The sequence below is a fragment of the Herbaspirillum sp. CF444 genome, from assembly GCF_000282135.1.
GTDB lineage: Bacteria > Pseudomonadota > Gammaproteobacteria > Burkholderiales > Burkholderiaceae_D > Herbaspirillum.
The window spans coordinates 33,136-49,411 of record NZ_AKJW01000022.1; the positions used below are offsets into that span (position 1 = coordinate 33,136).

Consider the following 16,276-nt stretch of genomic DNA (forward strand, 5'->3'; position numbering starts at 1 on the left):
GTCTGTATTCCGGCCATGCACTCACTTGTCGAAATGACAAATCCGGGCCGCAATGCCTTCCAAATATCCCTGTGACGCTACACGAGGTTACATCTGGCAAGTTTTTTGCTTTCGTAATTCGTTTATACTTCGGTTATGAGTGTAACCGAACATAAAATCTTGCCAAAATCTTTTTCCGCCGAAAGCGCACGGCAGGCGCTGAGTCTCGCCCGTCAGACCTTGCAGATCGAGGCCGATGCCATCCTGGCGCTGAAAGCCCGCATGTCGGACAAGGCCGACGAGCCGTTGGCCCGCGCCGTGGGCATCTTGCTGGAATGCAAAGGCCGCGTGGTCGTCTCCGGCATTGGCAAGTCCGGCCATATCGGCCGCAAGATCGCCGCGACCTTCGCCTCCACCGGCACGCCCGCGCTGTTCATGCACCCGGCCGAAGCGGCGCATGGCGACCTGGGCATGGTCACGCCCAATGACGTCTTCATTGCCATCTCGAATTCCGGCGAGACTGCCGAACTGATGGCGATCGTGCCCATCATCAAGCGCATGGGCGCCTACCTGATCTCCATGACCGGCAATGACGAATCCAGCCTGGCGCTGCTGTCGTCGATCCATCTGAACGTCGGCGTGGCCAAGGAAGCCTGCACCCTGAACCTGGCGCCGACCGCCAGCACCACCGCCACGCTGGCCATGGGCGACGCACTGGCCGTGTCCCTGCTCGATGCGCGCGGGTTCATGGAAGAGGATTTTGCCCGCTCGCACCCCGGCGGCGCACTCGGTCGCCGCCTGCTGACGCATGTGCGCGACGTGATGCGCACCGGCGACGCCATCCCGGCCGTCACGCCCGACGTATCGCTGTCGGCGGCATTGATGGAAATCACCCGCAAGGGCATGGCGATGACAGCCGTGGTCGACGACCACTACCGCCCGATCGGCGTATTCACCGACGGCGACCTGCGCCGCCTGCTGGAACGTGGCGAAGATTTCACCAAATTCTCGATTGCCGACGTCATGCATCACGGTCCGCGCACCATCATGCCGGACCAGCTGGCGGTCGACGCCGTCCAGTTGATGGAAGAATTTCGCATCAACCAGGTGCTGGTGGCCGATGCCGCCGGCAAGCTGGTCGGCGCGCTGCATATCCACGACCTGACCCGCGCCAAGGTGATCTGATGGCCGACCGATTCAGCACCGCCAGCGCCTCCGCCATTGCCAAAGCCAGACAAGTCCGGTTGATGATTTTCGACGTCGACGGCGTACTGACCGACGGCGGTTTGTATTACGGCGCGGACGGCGAACCGATCAAGCGCTTCAATGCGCTCGACGGCCACGGCATCAAGATGCTGCAGCAGTTCGGCGGCATCGCCACGGCAATCATTACGGCGCGCCAGTCGCCCATCGTATTGCGCCGCGCCAAGGACCTCGGCATCGCCCACGTGTTCCAGGGCGTGCACGACAAGCGCATCGCCTTCGCCCAATTGCTGGAACAGACCGGCATCCCGGCGTCCGCCTGCGGCTATCTCGGCGACGACGTGATCGACCTGCCGGTGCTGACCAAGGTCGGCTTCACCGCTTGTGTGGCCAACGGTCACCACGACGTCAAGCAACGCGTCGACTACATCACCGAAGGTGTTGGCGGCAACGGCGCAGCGCGTGAACTCTGCGACCTGATCCTGACGGCGCAAGGGTATTACGAGGCGGCGCTGGCCGGTTATCTTGCATGAGCAACCACAGCGGCGAACGCGCGGCGCAGCGCATCCGGTTGATCGTCACCGTCGTCGTGCTGGCGGCGCTGGCGCTGGCCAGCTTCTGGGTGCTGCAAGTCATGCATCGCAATATCGACGACTCGCTGGCGGCGCGTCCGCGCACCAAGCCCGATTATTACGTCGAAAAATTCAGCTACGTCAAAATGGCTGAGACCGGCTTGCCGCGCTACGACATCACCGGCGCCAGGATGGTGCACTTTCCGGCGGACGACTCGTTCGAAGTAACCTTGCCGGTCATCACCACCCTGTCGGAAGAGAAGGCGCCGATGACGCTGCGCTCGCAACGCGCCAGGATCGAAGACGACAACACCAAGATCCACATGTACGGCGACGTCAACGGCAACCGTGCCGCCACCGCCACGTCCGAGAACATGCACCTGAAGACCGAGTACCTGTTGCTGCTGCCGGACGACGATATTGCAAAAACGGACAAACCCGTCGAGATCACCCTGGGCGCATCGATCATGACCGGCACCGGCATGATCGCCAACAACGCCACACAGGAATTCCAGTTACTCCACAACGTCCGCGGCACCTACCAGCCGCGTGCGCGCTAGCCACAAGCCAGTCGGCACAACCAAGCGAGATATTTGCGCAGGATGATATGAAAACCAATCTTTTATTGCCTCTGCTGACCCTGCTCCTGATGAGCGCAAGCGGCATCGTCCGCGCCGAGAAGGCCGATACCGAAAAACCGACGCGCATCGAAGCCGAACAGATGGTCTACGACGACGTCAAGCAGGTGAAGACCTTCACCGGCAACGTCGTGCTCACGCGCGGCACGCTGCTGATCAAGGCCGGCAAGGTGGTGCTGACGACGGATCCGGCCGGTTACGAATTCGCCATCCTGTACGCGGCGCCCGGCCAGTTGGCCAGCTTCCGCCAGAAGCGCGACGGCGGTCCGAACCTGTGGATCGAAGGCCAGGCAGAACGCATCGAATACAGCGAGAAAACCGAAATCTCGAAATTGTTTACGCGCGCGCACATGCAGCGCATGGATGGCGCCCGCATCACGGATGAAGTCAACGGCGAGTTCATTTCCTACGACAGCCGCGCCGAATTCTATTCGGTCAACAACACCAATACCGGCGAAAGCAAGCCGGGCGGCGGACGCATCACCGCGATCATCCAGCCGCGCGTCGAACCATCGAAGGGACCATAAGATGGCGATCAGTTCTCTCGTTGTACGCGGCTTGCAAAAGAGCTACGGCGCGCGCCAGGTCGTGCGCGACGTCTCGCTCGAAGTCGAAAGCGGCGAAGTGGTCGGCTTGCTCGGCCCCAACGGCGCCGGCAAGACGACTTCGTTCTACATGATCGTCGGCCTGGTGCCTTCCGACGGTGGCGAAATCGATCTGGACGGTTCCGCCATCTCGCGCCTGCCGATTCACCAGCGCGCCGAACTGGGCCTGTCCTATCTGCCGCAGGAAGCCTCGGTGTTCCGCAAGCTGACCGTGGAAGACAACATCCGCGCCGTGCTGGAGCTGCGCAAGGAAAACGGCAAGCCGCTCAGCCGCGATGAAATCGAAGGCCGCCTCAACAACCTGCTGCACGAACTGCAAATCGAAAAGCTGCGCGAAAGCCAGGCCTTGTCCTTGTCCGGCGGCGAACGCCGCCGCGTCGAGATCGCCCGCGCGCTGGCCACCGATCCGCGCTTCGTGCTGCTGGACGAACCGTTCGCCGGTATCGACCCGATTGCGGTGATCGAGATCCAGCGCATCGTGCGCTTCCTCAAGGAACGCGGCATCGGCGTGCTGATCACCGACCACAACGTGCGCGAAACGCTGGGCATCTGCGACCGCGCCTACATCATCAATCAGGGCACGGTACTGGCCAGCGGCAGCCCTGACGACATCATCGCCAATGAATCCGTACGCCGCGTGTATCTCGGCGAACACTTCCGCATGTAATGCCGTAGTACCCCAGGCCACTGAATGAAACAATCGCTCCAGTTACGCACATCCCAGCATCTGGCATTGACGCCGCAGTTGCAGCAGTCGATCCGTCTGCTGCAATTGTCGACGCTGGAACTGCATCAGGAACTGGAACAGATCCTTTCCGACAATCCGCTGCTGGAACGTCTCGACGATGCCCTCGACAACTCCGTGCGCCTGCTGGCCGACGGCGCCCTCAGCGCGACGCCCGCAACCCAGGCGGACCCGGCCGAGAACGTCGTCAGCAGCGCGCCGACCGAAGCGGAAACGGCCGAACACGCCGACAGCCTTGGCGGCGACGACAACAACGTCAGCGGCGACGCCGAGTGGAGTTTCGACGACGTCGCCCGCACCGGCAAGACGCCCGACGATGAAGACGCGCGCCCGCAACTGGAAGCCCACGACGTCACCCTGCGCGAGCATCTGCTGGAGCAGGCGCGCCTGACCGTGCGCATGCTGCGCGATCGCGCGCTGGTCGAACTGATCGTCGACGCCCTCGACGATCACGGCTATCTGGAAGAACCGCTGGAAGACATCCTCGCGCGCCTGCCCGAAGAGCTCGAGATCGAACTCGAAGAACTCTCCATCGCGCTAAAGCTGCTGCAAAGTTTCGACCCTGCCGGCGTCGGCGCGCGCAGTGCATCCGAATGTCTCGCGCTGCAAATCAAACGCCTGCCGAAAGTTGCCTTTGTCACACGCCGGCTGGCGCTGACGATCGTGGAAGAATGCCTGTCGCTGTTTGCGCAACGGGATTTCAACAAGATCAAGAAAGCGCTCGGCTGCGACGACGAAGACTTGCGAGAAGCACAAGCCGTCATCCGCCAGTGCAATCCGCATCCCGGCTCGGCTTTCGCATCGGAAACGTCGGACTATGTCGTGCCCGATGTCATTGTCAAAGCGACCAAGGACGGCTGGCAGGTTTTGCTCAACCACGACGTCATGCCGCGCCTGCGCGTCAATGCCATGTACGCCAATGCGATGAAGCAGACCAAGGGCGACGGATCGCTCGGGTCGCAGCTGCAGGAAGCCAAGTGGCTGATCAAAAACATGCGTCAGCGCTTCGACACGATTTTGCGTGTCGCCCAGGCAATTGTTGAACGGCAACGCAACTTTTTTTCGCATGGCGCGGTTGCCATGAGACCCCTTGTGTTGCGCGAAATAGCTGATACACTAGGTCTACACGAGAGCACTATTTCTCGTGTGACGACTCAGAAGTACATGCTGACCCCGCATGGCATGTTTGAGTTGAAATACTTCTTCGGCAGCCACGTCGCAACGGAAACGGGAGGAGAAGCATCCTCCACCGCGATACGGGCTCTCATCAAACAACTGATAGGAGCAGAAGACCCTAAGAACCCACTCTCTGATAGCAAGATTGCAGACATGTTGGCGGAACAGGGCATGGTGGTGGCGCGGCGTACCGTCGCGAAATACCGCGAAGTGCTCAAGATCCCGCCGGTTAATCTCCGCAAATCTCTGTAAGTTTTTCTGTAGTAGCACCTGTTGCTGTGTTCCGGCGTAATGCTCCACAAACAACCGGACAATGCGTAAGAACCTCCAGCAATCTCACGATAGGAGTGCTGTATGAATCTGACCATTAGTGGCCATCACCTCGATTTGACCCCCGCAATTCGCGAATACGTGCAAAACAAACTGACGCGCATCAAGCGCCATTTTGATCACGTCATCGACATCAGTGTGATCCTCAGCGTCGACAAGCTGACAGAAAAAGAAAAACGCCAGAAAGCAGAAATCAACGTTCACATTAAGGGTAAGGACTTGCATGCCGAAAGCATTGCACATGACCTGTATGCCGCCATCGACATGCTGATCGACAAACTGGACCGCCAGGTCATCAAGCATAAGGACCGCGTACAGAACCATCACTCGATGGCAAAACGCCTGCCGGAAGAACCGCTCGCCGCAGCTGCCTCGTGATATCCAGCTAGCCGGCGGATTGGACCGGCGACAGAAAAAGGGCGCGTCAGCGCCCTTTCTTGTTTTTATATCATTTACGCCTTTCCGCCGTTTTCCATCCAGGGCCGCCTTGTCTTGCCGGCAAGACAAGGTCAAATAATTTATATACTTTCTTATCGGCGAAGTTGCCGAAAAGACAGTTTTCCGTTTCGCAACACCGCATCCGCAGAATCGGCAGACCTCAACGCGATGGCTCGCTTTTTCATATAATGTCGGCATTGCGAACTTTTTGAAGGTGTAGTCATGAGCGAAGTCCAATCCTGGATCAAAGAAACCGTTACCCAAAACAATGTCGTGCTGTTCATGAAGGGCACTGCGCAATTCCCGCAATGCGGCTTCTCCGGCAAGGCGATCCAACTGCTCAAGGCCAGCGGCGCTGAAAACATCGTCACCGTCAACGTGCTGGAAAGCGCCGACGTGCGCCAGGGCATCAAGGAATACTCGAACTGGCCGACCATCCCGCAACTGTATGTCAACGGCGAATTCGTCGGCGGCTCCGACATCATGACCGAAATGTACGAATCGGGCGAATTGCAAACCCTGTTCAAGGGCTGATCCCCTGTCCCCGGAAAAGGCATCGGAACCACAACGCCTGATCGTCGCCATCACCGGCGCGACCGGCGTTGCCTACGGCGTGCGCCTGTTGCGCGTGCTGCGCGATACCGGCATCGAAACGCATCTGCTGGTCTCCGAGGCCGGCGTACTCAATCTGCATCAGGAACTCGACATGAGCCGCAAGGACGTCGAAGCGCTTGCCGACGTCGTCCACCCGGTGCGCGACGTCGGCGCATCGATCGCCAGCGGCTCGTTCACCTCGGCCGGCATGATCGTCGCGCCCTGCTCCATGAAAACCCTGGCGGCCATCGCCAACGGCCTGTCCGACAACCTCATCACGCGCGCTGCCGACGTGGTCCTGAAAGAGCGTCGCCGCCTCGTGCTGATGGTACGCGAAACGCCGTTCAATCTCGCCCATCTGCGCAACATGACCAGCGTCACCGAAATGGGCGGCATCATCTTCCCTCCCCTGCCCGGCTTCTATCACCGCCCGCAATCCATCGATGAAATGATCGACCACACGCTCGGCCGCGTACTCGACCTGTTCGCCATTCCGCATACGCTGACGCCGCGCTGGAACGGTTTAAAAAAACAGCCGATATAAAAAACGCTGCCTTGAAAGCAGCGTTTTTATTTTCAGCAAACGATTTCAGAACCTGTTTAGATCTGTAGCGAGAGGCCATCAGCCGGTGGCGGCCGGAGCGGAGCTTAGTTGGAACCCTTGGAGTGTACTTTAGTACATGAGGATTCCGAGCACCGCCCGACGCCGGATCATGGCCTCGCAGTAAGATCTAAACAGGTTATCAGCCGCGGCCGATAAACGGCATCTTGGTCGCCATCACCGTCATGAACTGCACGTTGGCATCCAGCGGCAAACTGTCCATGTACAAAATCGCCTTGGCCACATGGCCCGCATCCATGGTCGGCTCAACCTGGGTCGAACCGTCGGCTTGCAACGTGCCCTTCTTCATCAGCTCGGTCATGTCGGTCGACGCATTGCCGATATCGATCTGGCCGCAAGCGATGTCGTAGCGACGGCCGTCGAGCGAGGTCGACTTGGTCAGGCCGGTGATCGCATGCTTGGTTGCGGTGTAGGACGCCGAAAACGGCCGCGGCGCATGCGCTGAAATCGAACCGTTGTTGATGATGCGGCCGCCGCGCGGCGACTGCTCTTTCATGATCCTGAACGCTTCCTGCGTGCACAGGAACACGCCGGTCAGATTGATATCGACCGCCGACTTCCACTGCTCGTAGCTCAGTTCTTCGATCGACATCGGCGGCGCAAAGATGCCGGCATTGTTGAACAGCAGATCCAGGCGACCGAATTTTTCCTTCGCCTTGGCAAACAGATTCTTCACCGAAGCCGGATCGCTCACGTCGGCCGGCACCACCAGCGCATTGGCGCCGAATTCGCCGGCGGCCTTCGCGATTTCCTGCAACGGTTCCTGACGGCGTCCGGCCAGCACCACGGCGTAGCCCTCGCGCAGCAAGGCCAGTGAAATCTGTTTGCCGATACCGGAACCGGCGCCTGTGACCAATGCGATTCTTTTCGGTGCTGCCATGTATTTTGCTCCTTGGTTATGAATTCCACGTGCCCCGATGGAGCGACGATTTTTATCGTTCTGAAAGATCGCGCCTTGCATGATGCGACGCAGGGCTACAACCGAAAAACCAATATAGCAGGTAGTCCCGCTTAACGTTGTTGAGATATTTTCAGGTGATCGCCTTCGTCTTTCGAAAACGGTCCTGCCTCCAATAGCGAATCCAGACTATCGCTCTTTCCGAAAAATTATTTGCAATCATCACGAATGAGAAATATTGAAAACAACCTGTCATTTGTTAATTTTTGCAAGGATTCACTTTCAAAATACTGACAAATATGCGTCAGCAAATAACACAATGTACAGGACTGCAAATGCTCTGTAAGAGATTGTAATGTTCTCGATTTTAATTTTAATAATTAACTATATTCAAAATCGACGTAGCTGATGCTACCCACCAAGCATAAGCCGACCAACGCATCACCCGCCCGGCAGGACATTCCCGGGCATTGCGAACCCGACGCTCTTGCACTGCAATTCCTCGTCATACCTATTTTTCTTTACCTGCAAACAGAACACTGCCATCGCCATGTCTGCACGCAAACCATGCGTAGTGGACTTGGCGGAAAACCGATACCATGACCGATACCATCGACGTCTTATATATCCACAGCCCGATTACGTACTCCATCGGACGTCAATTGCTCGCCAACGGCGAAATCCGCAATCCACTCGTCATTTGCGGACGCAAGACGCAATGGAACGGCCCCCACCTTGAAGTGGTGGACGATGGCATCTGGAATGCAGAACGCGTCCGCGATTTTCTGAAAACGATGCTCGATGCGCTTCCTTCAAAGCGGCCGATTCAGCTCAATGTCTATTTGCCGCATACCGGTTTCCTGCTCGGCAAACTGCTCAAGATGTCCCCGCTTGTCGGCCGTATCTGTTATATCGAAGAGGGCGACACTTCGCATGATCCGAGGCTGTCTCAAAACAAGCAAAACCTGGCAATTCCGATTGAAAATTATGCCGCCATGTTTAAACGCGACCACTTGTTGGAGCGGCTTGGCATTACCGACGACATGATGCGCGGCATCAATGAAATGGAAGCCATCTGGTTCGATGGCAATCATCCGAAATATGGCGGTGCATACAGCGTTTTGCCGACCTCATTCCCCGCTCTTTCCAACGTCCGCCGGCTATCGCTGGCGCTGCGAGAAGATGTGCCGGACAGAGAAAAAATCTGGGTCTGCATGTTGCCGAATATTGTCAGTCTCGCCTCCAGATACGACAACAATCAGGCCACGTTGCAAAAGATTCTCTACGCGCTGGTTATTTTGCTGCGCGCCCAGAGCGCGTTGGCTGCCAGCATGTCGTGCTCGATTCTGGTCAAATTGCATCCCGTCGACGAAGCCAATCTCAGTGAAGAGTTCAAGGCGGAACTGATGCACGATGCCGGTCCCTACCTGGATTTCTTCAGTGACCGCGGGCTGGATTCCGGCTACGAACCCGCGTTGTACGGCTTCGGCAAATACATTGTCATCAATATCTCGTCGGCGAGCCGCTATGTTTCCCAGATCCTGGGACAAGAGCGACTGGTGAACATCGCACTGGACTAACCAGACATTCGATCATGGAAAACGCCATCCCTGCTTGTGGCAGAAGATGGCGTTTTTTATCGCCACACGATAAGCGGCGAATTCAACGGAGCGATTCTTTGCGTCAAACCGATGTCGACAGCGGTTTGGTCAGATCGATGGTCAACTTTTCCGCCGCCGCTTTCAATTTCGCGGCATCGTCGCCGAACACTTCGGTCAACGCGGTATACGCGATCCAGCGCGCATCGACTTCAAAGAAATCGCGCAGGTTGGCGCGCGTGTCGCTGCGGCCGAAGCCGTCGGTGCCGAGCGTGACATAGCGCGCCGGCACATAGGCGCGGATGCCTTCCGACAAAGCGCGCACGTAGTCGCTGACGGCGATGACCGGCGCGGCGCTGCCATGCAATTGCTGCGTGACGTAGGCCTGCTCGCGCGTCGCCGGCGCCAGGCGGTTCCGGCGTTCGACGGCAATGCCGTCGCGCGCCAGTTCGGTGAAGCTGGTGACGCTCCAGACTTCCGCCGTCACGCCGAATTGCTCCTGCAACATGCGCGCCGCAGACAGCGCTTCCTTCAGCATCGGTCCTGCCGCCAGCAAACGAACCTGCGCACCGGCTTTCGCATCGAGGCAATACATGCCGCGCAGGATGCCATCCTTGATGCCTGCATCTTGCGGCATGCTCGGCTGCATTTCATTTTCATTGGTGACGGTGACGTAATAGAACACGTCCTCGTTGCGTTCCAGCATGCGGCGCATGCCTTCGTCGACGATCACCGCCATTTCGTAAGCGTAAGCCGGATCGTAGGACACGCAATTCGGAATGCCGGCGGCAATCACGTGGCTGCTGCCGTCCTGATGCTGCAAGCCCTCGCCGCCCAGCGTCGTGCGCCCGGAGGTCGCACCGATGAGGAAACCGCGCGCGCGCTGGTCGGCCGCCGCCCAGATCAGGTCGCCGATGCGCTGGAAGCCGAACATCGAGTAATAAATATAGAACGGCAGCATCGGCAAGCCGTGTACCGAGTAACTTGTCGCCGCAGCCGTCCATGACGAAATCGCGCCGGCTTCGGTGATGCCCTCTTCCAGAATCTGGCCGTCCTTGGCTTCGCGATAGGACAGGATGGAGCCGATATCTTCCGGCTCGTACAACTGCCCCTGCGACGAATAGATACCGACCTGGCGGAACAGGTTCGCCATGCCGAAAGTACGCGCCTCGTCGGCCACGATCGGCACCACGTATTTGCCGAAATCGGCATCCTTGAGCATGCTGCTGAGCATGCGCACCAGCGCCATGGTGCTGGACATTTCCTTGCCTTCGGCATCGAGCGCAAACCTGGCGTGCGTTTCGATCGCGGGGACAGTGCGCCTGGCGTCGCCGGCAACGCGGCGCGGCATGTGGCCGCCGAGCGCGGCGCGACGGGCCAGCAGATGCTTCATCTCGGCGCTGTCCGCAGCCGGTTTGTAGAAGGCCAGGTTCTTGCACTGTTCGTCGCTGATCGGCAGTTTGAAACGATTGCGGAAAGCGATCAGCACTTCTTCATCGAGCTTCTTTTGCTGGTGCGTGGTCATCTTGCCTTCGCCGGCCGCGCCCATGCCGTAGCCCTTCTTGGTCTGCGCCAGGATCACCGTCGGCTGGCCGAGATGGTTGGCGGCGGCATGATAGGCGGAGTGGATCTTCTTCATGTCGTGGCCGCCGCGACGCAGGCGGTTGATTTCCTCGTCGGTCAAGGTCTCGGCAATCCGGCGCGTGCCCGCCGTCTGGCCGAAGAAGTGTTCGCGGTTGAAGGCGCCGTCGTTGGCGGCAAAGGTCTGCAGTTGTCCGTCGACCGTGCGATTGAGCGCATCGATCAGCTCGCCGTCCTTGTCGCGCGCAAACAGGCCGTCCCAGTCCGAGCCCCACAGCAGCTTGACGACGTTCCAGCCGGCGCCGGCAAACAGCGTCTCCAGCTCATCGACGATGTGGCCGTTGCCGCGCACCGGACCATCCAGGCGCTGCAGGTTGCAGTTGACCACGAAGATCAGGTTGTCGAGCTTCTCGCGCGAAGCCAGGCTCAGCGCCGCCAGCGATTCAGGCTCGTCCATCTCGCCGTCGCCGAATACGCCCCACACCTTGCGGCCCTGCTCCTGCAGCAGACCGCGATGTTCCATGTAGCGCAAAAAGCGCGCCTGATAAATCGCATTGATCGGGCCGATGCCCATCGAGCCGGTCGGGAACTGCCAGAAGTTCGGCATCAGCCATGGATGCGGGTACGACGACAGGCCTTGCTTGCCATGCTTCTTGGCTTCGATTTCGCGGCGATAGAAACTGAGATCGTCTTCGCTCAATGCGCCTTCAAGGAAAGCGCGTGCGTAGATGCCCGGCGCCGAATGCGGCTGGAAGTAGACAAGGTCGCCGGCGAACTGCGCATCGCGTGCGCGGAAGAAATGGTTGAAGCCGACTTCGAACAGATCCGCCGCCGAGGCGTAGCTGGCGATGTGCCCGCCCAGTTCGCCATAGGCGCGGTTGGCGCGCACCACCATCGCCAGCGCGTTCCAGCGCATGACGGTGGCCAGATGTTCTTCAATCGCCTGCGCGTCGGATCCGCCGGGGAAAGGCGGCTCCTGCTCGGGCCGGATGGTGTTGATGTAGGGCGTATTGCGCATGTCGTACATATGGCGCCAGTTGATGCCCCATTGCTGCGCCGCCGCCGACAGGCGCGACAATAAAAAGCGCGCGCGGTCCGGGCCGACTTCCTGCAATACACCCTGCAAGGCCTGCAACCACTCCTGGGTTTCCTGGGCGTCGATATCGATGTCTTTGGCGAATCCGCTGGCTGATGACATTTCCACGTTCTATCTCCTTGGTCAATACGACCACTGTACGCCGGATGAGGCAAAATGAGTCACTGAAATGAACGGCTTGACCTGTGATATTCAGCAGAATATGCTGCACAATAAAATTTAACGGAGGTAAATTTCAGATATGGAACTTGACGCCATTGATTTGCGCATCCTGGGCATCCTCCAGGAAAACAGTGCTCTCAGCAATCTGGAGCTCGCCTCCAGGATCAACCTGTCGCCGTCGCCGACGCTGGCGCGCGTCAAACGGCTGGAGAACGAAGGCATCATCTCGCGCTACGTGGCGCTCGGCAATCCCCACCTGCTGGGACTGAAGGTCAACGTCTTCGTCAAGGTCAGCCTGGAAAAACAGGAGTCGGCCGCACTGGCGAATTTCGAAGCCGCGGTCAGCGCCTTCGATGAAGTCATGGAGGTCTACCTGATGACCGGCGACGAAGACTATCTGCTGCGCATCGTCGTCGCCGACTTGCAGGCGCTGGAGCATTTCATCCTCGACCACCTGACCAAAATCTCCGGCATCAAAAATATCCGTTCCAGCTTCGCACTCAAGCAGGTCAAATACAAGACGGCGCTGCCCATCGGCGGATCGCCGGCACGCTAGAAAAAAAGGCGGCTCACATCGCTGTGAACCGCCTGCACGTCAATGCTCTCGCATCAACTGATGAGGCCTTGCTTGCGCATGCTGCGCCTCATCCCCTCCCCCCCCACTGCTTACTACCCCCACGACAAATTCCCTGGTGTATTTTCGGATGCATGCCGATCAGGCTGCATGGATGAATTCTTCCACTTCCAGTGCGCAGACCTGCTTCGGCAGACAATGCACCTGCGCTTTACGACTAGTGGATGAACGCATCTTCCGCCAAATCGGCGCGCCCGCATATCGGGGTTTTCCTGAAAAAAACCCGCCAAAAGGCGGGTTGGGAAACGGCAAAAAATGCCGGGGAGGGAGGGTCAATTCATTACGCGCAGGCACGCCGCCAGACGGGGCAGGCCCGCAGCTATTTCGCCGGCGCTGTCGATGCGGACGAGAGCGCGCTGGTGCAGATGTCCCATAAAGAAACCGGAACGCGGCCGATGTCGACCGCAAACACCCAGGTTGCCGAAATCAGACAAACGCCTGCGGCCAGCAGGAGCAAGATCACTTGCAGATTCGACAAACTGAACGGCGTGCGTGTTTTGCGGGAGGCGTTGTGCGGCATGAACATTGAGCGCTGAAGATGGTGATCAGGCCGCAAGTATATGAATTCCCGGACGGAAAGAGAATGTGGCAAATTGTCACAGGCATTTTCTCCCAGAATCTGCGTATCCTCACCAAATTTGGGATTACCGCTCATTTTAGCCATTCGGCCTGGTAGGTCGGCATGATAGAGTCGCAACAAAGGCAAGCAGAACAAATACCCTGCGCCGAACAAACAGATCAGTCGAAACCTCTTTTCCGAGTACAGGCAATGCGTCCCCAACCAACCGTTCTGACCCCCGCAAACAACTCCTCTGTCACCGCTGCGGCAATCGGCTTCCTGATCCTGGTGTGCATTTCCCTCACCGGCCTGATTGCATGGACCATCTGGGAAGAACGCACCGACCAGCTCCTTGAATCCGAAATCACGTCCGACAATATGTCGCGCTCGCTGGCCAGGCATGCGGACGACACCTTCAAGGCGGCCGACACCTCCCTGCTCGGCCTGTCCGAACGCGTCCTCGTCGACGGCACCTCGCCGGCGGCGCTGGACCGGCTGCATCGCTTGCTGATGCTGCGCGTCAAGGAACTGCCGCAGCTTCAAGGGATCGCCATTTTTGACGAGAACAGCGTTCGCATCGTCAATTCCCTGCCGGGCGACACCGCACATACCATCAATTCCGACCGCGAATACTTCATCTTTCACAAGACCAACAGCAATCCCGGCCCCCATATCGGCGCACCTTTTCGGGTACGCTCTTCGGGCGAATGGATCATTCCGCTGTCGCGTCGCCTGGACGACGCCGACGGGCAGTTTGCCGGCGTTATCCTTGCCACCATCAAGATCAGCTACTTCACCGATTTCTACAAGACTTTCAACATAGGACGCGATGGCGCCATCGCCCTGATCCTGAGCAACGGCACCCAGATCGCGCGGCAACCGCTGCTGCCGGATTCGCTGGGCAAGGATTTATCCAAAGGTCCTCTGTACGCCCTCTACAACCATGGCAATGGCGACGGCTCCGCCATGATCAAGTCGATGCAGGATGGCATCGAACGGCTCAACGGCTATCGACGATTGGCCTATTACCCGCTCTTCGTCACTACCGCCCTGTCGAAGACGGAAATTCTGAGCAGCTGGCATCGGCTTGCCATCGTCAGAGGGCTGATCACGCTGGGCATCGTCATCGTCATCGCCATGCTCGGCATGCGCCTGGTCAGACAGATAGGCATGCGGATTCGCGCGGAAGAAGAAGCCAGGAACGCGCGGGACGCCCTGCAAGAGTTAAACGCCACGCTGGAGAAGCTGGCGCAGCAAGACGGCCTCACCGGCCTGGCAAACCGGCGCAAATTCGATCAGGCCATCAACCATGCGCTGTCGCGCGCCAAGCAGTCGGCGACGCCGCTGGCGGTGATACTGATCGACGTCGACTACTTCAAGAAATTCAACGACCTGTACGGCCACGTCGCCGGCGACGAATGTCTGCGGCAAGTCGCCGCCATCATCAAAGCCAGCGAGAAACGCAGCAGCGACCTGGCCGCGCGCTACGGCGGCGAAGAGTTTGCCGTGCTGCTGCCCGACACCAACCTCGACGGCGCGCTGGTGGTGGCCGAGTCCATCCGCAAAGCCTTGCATGCCCTGAAGATCGAACACGCCGGCAACGCCGCCGGCATCGTCACCGTCAGCGCCGGCATCGACGTGCTGACATCCATCTCCGAGAAAGACTCGGCAGCCAGCTTCGTCAGTGCAGCCGACGCCGCGCTCTACAGCGCCAAGGCCTCCGGACGCGACCGCGTCCAGGTCCACCGGACGACGCTTGCCGCCGACTGACTTGGTCGATCGGCCGGTCGCCGCCGTACCGCGCGCTACGCGGATGCGCCGCCCTGCAATCTGCCGCCCGGCCGCATGCGCTGCAACTGCGCCAGCAATTCTTCGCGCACCACGCCGGTAACGTGGCTGCGCCGACCGCTTTCCAGTATGCCGAGCCGGCGCGCGACCGGCCGGCCCGGCAGGTGCAGCACGCACAGGCCGGGGTCGTTCTCCCAATCGAAGTTCTTGAGCAGCGGCGCCATGGTGAAGCCGACGTTCTTGCGCACCAGCTCGACGATGGACAGCAGCGAATTGAGTTCGAGGAATTCGTTGGGCACCAGGTGCATGCCGCGCATGATCTTGTCGATGTGCATGCCGGTCGGCGTGCGGCGGTCGAAGCGGATGAAAGGGTGCGCCGCAAACAGGCCGGCGATGCTGGTGTCGTAGCTGGCGATGCTCGAATTCGCAATCACGGTCAGGGTTTCGGTATAGCATTGCGTCCACAGCAAGCCGGGCTTGTCCGGCCACTGGCGCTCGACCACCAGCGCGGCGTCGAGTTCGCCGCTGATGACGTCATCCATCAGGCGCGATTGATCCTGCACCCGCAACTCCACCTCCAGGCTGGGATGGAGAAATTTCAGCTCGGCCAGCGTGGTCGACAGCAACCCCATGCCCGTGATCAACGAACCCAGCTTGAGCGTGCCGGCAATCGGCTGCTGGTCTTGCACATCGCGCCGCATGGCATCGTACTGGCCAAGCAGGTCCATCGCGCGCGGCAGCAGCAGGTGCCCGGCCGGCGTCAACACCATGTTGCGGCCGGTCTTGTCGAACAGCGTGGTTTTCAGTTCCGCTTCCAGCGCGCGCATCTGCTGGCCGACCGCGGCCTGGGTCAGCGCAACCTGCTCGGCGGCGGCGGCAAAGGAACCGCCATGGGCGGCTGCCACGAAAGTACGGAGGAAACGGATGGTGCTCATGGGCAAATGGCGAGAGCGTTATGGACCGGCGAACATCAATAATAAAGAAATTCTTTATATATGCTAAACGATTTCTACATTTTTATTTTCTTTTGTTTGTCACATAATCGAAACGTAAGTTGA

General features: G+C 59.1%; 16 protein-coding genes. 13 read left to right on the plus strand and 3 right to left on the minus strand.

Annotated features, from left to right (window positions below; translation table 11 throughout):
• Positions 1-135: 135 nt before the first annotated feature.
• From PMI16_RS05925 to PMI16_RS05965, 9 genes are all read left to right on the plus strand, one after another.
• Positions 136-1,164 carry a KpsF/GutQ family sugar-phosphate isomerase gene (locus PMI16_RS05925; protein ID WP_007877431.1) on the plus strand — a complete coding sequence of 343 codons (1,029 nt, stop codon included), beginning with the start codon at positions 136-138 and terminating at the stop codon, positions 1,162-1,164.
• Positions 1,164-1,715: a KdsC family phosphatase gene (locus tag PMI16_RS05930; RefSeq protein WP_007877433.1), complete on the plus strand. Its 552-nt coding sequence runs from the start codon at positions 1,164-1,166 to the stop codon at positions 1,713-1,715. The genes PMI16_RS05925 and PMI16_RS05930 overlap by 1 nt, the downstream gene beginning before the upstream one ends.
• Entirely contained in the window at positions 1,712-2,314 is a 603-nt protein-coding gene (gene lptC, locus PMI16_RS05935) for an LPS export ABC transporter periplasmic protein LptC (protein WP_007877435.1), read from the plus strand. Before PMI16_RS05930 ends, lptC begins: the two co-directional genes overlap by 4 nt.
• Positions 2,315-2,361: 47 nt before the next feature.
• Complete coding sequence (lptA, locus tag PMI16_RS05940) at positions 2,362-2,919, plus strand: lipopolysaccharide transport periplasmic protein LptA (RefSeq protein WP_007877443.1); 558 nt, start codon at positions 2,362-2,364, stop codon at positions 2,917-2,919.
• A 1-nt stretch (position 2,920) separates the two neighbouring features.
• On the plus strand, positions 2,921-3,664 hold the full coding sequence (lptB, locus tag PMI16_RS05945) for an LPS export ABC transporter ATP-binding protein (protein WP_007877445.1): 744 nt from the start codon (positions 2,921-2,923) through the stop codon (positions 3,662-3,664).
• Positions 3,665-3,688: 24 nt separating this feature from the next.
• Complete coding sequence (locus tag PMI16_RS05950; RefSeq protein ID WP_007877447.1) at positions 3,689-5,170, plus strand: RNA polymerase factor sigma-54; 1,482 nt, start codon at positions 3,689-3,691, stop codon at positions 5,168-5,170.
• Positions 5,171-5,272: 102 nt separating this feature from the next.
• Positions 5,273-5,626 carry a ribosome hibernation-promoting factor, HPF/YfiA family gene (hpf, locus tag PMI16_RS05955; RefSeq protein WP_007877449.1) on the plus strand — a complete coding sequence of 118 codons (354 nt, stop codon included), beginning with the start codon at positions 5,273-5,275 and terminating at the stop codon, positions 5,624-5,626.
• A gap of 282 nt (positions 5,627-5,908) precedes the next feature.
• Positions 5,909-6,220: a Grx4 family monothiol glutaredoxin gene (gene grxD / locus PMI16_RS05960; protein WP_007877452.1), complete on the plus strand. Its 312-nt coding sequence runs from the start codon at positions 5,909-5,911 to the stop codon at positions 6,218-6,220.
• 4 nt (positions 6,221-6,224) lie between these two features.
• Positions 6,225-6,824, plus strand: a complete 600-nt coding sequence (locus tag PMI16_RS05965; RefSeq protein ID WP_034379374.1) for a UbiX family flavin prenyltransferase — start codon at positions 6,225-6,227, stop codon at positions 6,822-6,824.
• 199 nt (positions 6,825-7,023) lie between these two features.
• Here the strand turns inward: PMI16_RS05965 and PMI16_RS05970 are convergent, their stop codons facing one another.
• Positions 7,024-7,782, minus strand: a complete 759-nt coding sequence (locus PMI16_RS05970; RefSeq protein WP_007877456.1) for an SDR family oxidoreductase — start codon at positions 7,780-7,782, stop codon at positions 7,024-7,026.
• Positions 7,783-8,399: 617 nt separating this feature from the next.
• On the opposite strand from PMI16_RS05970, the gene PMI16_RS05975 reads away from it, so the two are divergent.
• Positions 8,400-9,380: a hypothetical protein gene (locus PMI16_RS05975; RefSeq protein WP_007877458.1), complete on the plus strand. Its 981-nt coding sequence runs from the start codon at positions 8,400-8,402 to the stop codon at positions 9,378-9,380.
• 103 nt (positions 9,381-9,483) lie between these two features.
• On the opposite strand, the gene mdeB is transcribed toward PMI16_RS05975, so the two are convergent.
• Entirely contained in the window at positions 9,484-12,177 is a 2,694-nt protein-coding gene (gene mdeB / locus PMI16_RS05980) for an alpha-ketoglutarate dehydrogenase (protein ID WP_034379377.1), read from the minus strand.
• Positions 12,178-12,316: 139 nt separating this feature from the next.
• Between mdeB and PMI16_RS05985 the strand changes: the two genes are divergently transcribed.
• From PMI16_RS05985 to PMI16_RS05995, 3 genes are all read left to right on the plus strand, one after another.
• Positions 12,317-12,793 (plus strand): Lrp/AsnC family transcriptional regulator, encoded by a 477-nt coding sequence (locus PMI16_RS05985; protein ID WP_007877460.1) that lies wholly within the window; start codon positions 12,317-12,319, stop codon positions 12,791-12,793.
• A gap of 242 nt (positions 12,794-13,035) precedes the next feature.
• Positions 13,036-13,407 (plus strand): hypothetical protein, encoded by a 372-nt coding sequence (locus PMI16_RS25760; RefSeq protein ID WP_007877461.1) that lies wholly within the window; start codon positions 13,036-13,038, stop codon positions 13,405-13,407.
• Positions 13,408-13,640: 233 nt separating this feature from the next.
• Positions 13,641-15,200, plus strand: a complete 1,560-nt coding sequence (locus PMI16_RS05995) for a sensor domain-containing diguanylate cyclase (protein WP_007877463.1) — start codon at positions 13,641-13,643, stop codon at positions 15,198-15,200.
• 35 nt (positions 15,201-15,235) lie between these two features.
• On the opposite strand, the gene PMI16_RS06000 is transcribed toward PMI16_RS05995, so the two are convergent.
• Entirely contained in the window at positions 15,236-16,153 is a 918-nt protein-coding gene (locus tag PMI16_RS06000; protein WP_007877464.1) for a LysR family transcriptional regulator, read from the minus strand.
• Between the last annotated feature and the right edge of the window lie 123 nt (positions 16,154-16,276).

What these genes read in the sequence shown, in the direction of transcription:
- PMI16_RS05925 (WP_007877431.1), top strand. Translation starts at nt 136, where the DNA reads ATGAGTGTAACCGAACATAAAATCTTGCCAAAATCTTTTTCCGCCGAA.
- PMI16_RS05930 (WP_007877433.1), top strand. Translation starts at nt 1,164, where the DNA reads ATGGCCGACCGATTCAGCACCGCCAGCGCCTCCGCCATTGCCAAAGCC.
- lptC (WP_007877435.1), top strand. Translation starts at nt 1,712, where the DNA reads ATGAGCAACCACAGCGGCGAACGCGCGGCGCAGCGCATCCGGTTGATC.
- lptA (WP_007877443.1), top strand. Translation starts at nt 2,362, where the DNA reads ATGAAAACCAATCTTTTATTGCCTCTGCTGACCCTGCTCCTGATGAGC.
- lptB (WP_007877445.1), top strand. Translation starts at nt 2,921, where the DNA reads ATGGCGATCAGTTCTCTCGTTGTACGCGGCTTGCAAAAGAGCTACGGC.
- PMI16_RS05950 (WP_007877447.1), top strand. Translation starts at nt 3,689, where the DNA reads ATGAAACAATCGCTCCAGTTACGCACATCCCAGCATCTGGCATTGACG.
- hpf (WP_007877449.1), top strand. Translation starts at nt 5,273, where the DNA reads ATGAATCTGACCATTAGTGGCCATCACCTCGATTTGACCCCCGCAATT.
- grxD (WP_007877452.1), top strand. Translation starts at nt 5,909, where the DNA reads ATGAGCGAAGTCCAATCCTGGATCAAAGAAACCGTTACCCAAAACAAT.
- PMI16_RS05970 (WP_007877456.1), bottom strand. Translation starts at nt 7,782, where the DNA reads ATGGCAGCACCGAAAAGAATCGCATTGGTCACAGGCGCCGGTTCCGGT.
- PMI16_RS05975 (WP_007877458.1), top strand. Translation starts at nt 8,400, where the DNA reads ATGACCGATACCATCGACGTCTTATATATCCACAGCCCGATTACGTAC.
- mdeB (WP_034379377.1), bottom strand. Translation starts at nt 12,177, where the DNA reads ATGTCATCAGCCAGCGGATTCGCCAAAGACATCGATATCGACGCCCAG.
- PMI16_RS05985 (WP_007877460.1), top strand. Translation starts at nt 12,317, where the DNA reads ATGGAACTTGACGCCATTGATTTGCGCATCCTGGGCATCCTCCAGGAA.
- PMI16_RS25760 (WP_007877461.1), top strand. Translation starts at nt 13,036, where the DNA reads ATGAACGCATCTTCCGCCAAATCGGCGCGCCCGCATATCGGGGTTTTC.
- PMI16_RS05995 (WP_007877463.1), top strand. Translation starts at nt 13,641, where the DNA reads ATGCGTCCCCAACCAACCGTTCTGACCCCCGCAAACAACTCCTCTGTC.
- PMI16_RS06000 (WP_007877464.1), bottom strand. Translation starts at nt 16,153, where the DNA reads ATGAGCACCATCCGTTTCCTCCGTACTTTCGTGGCAGCCGCCCATGGC.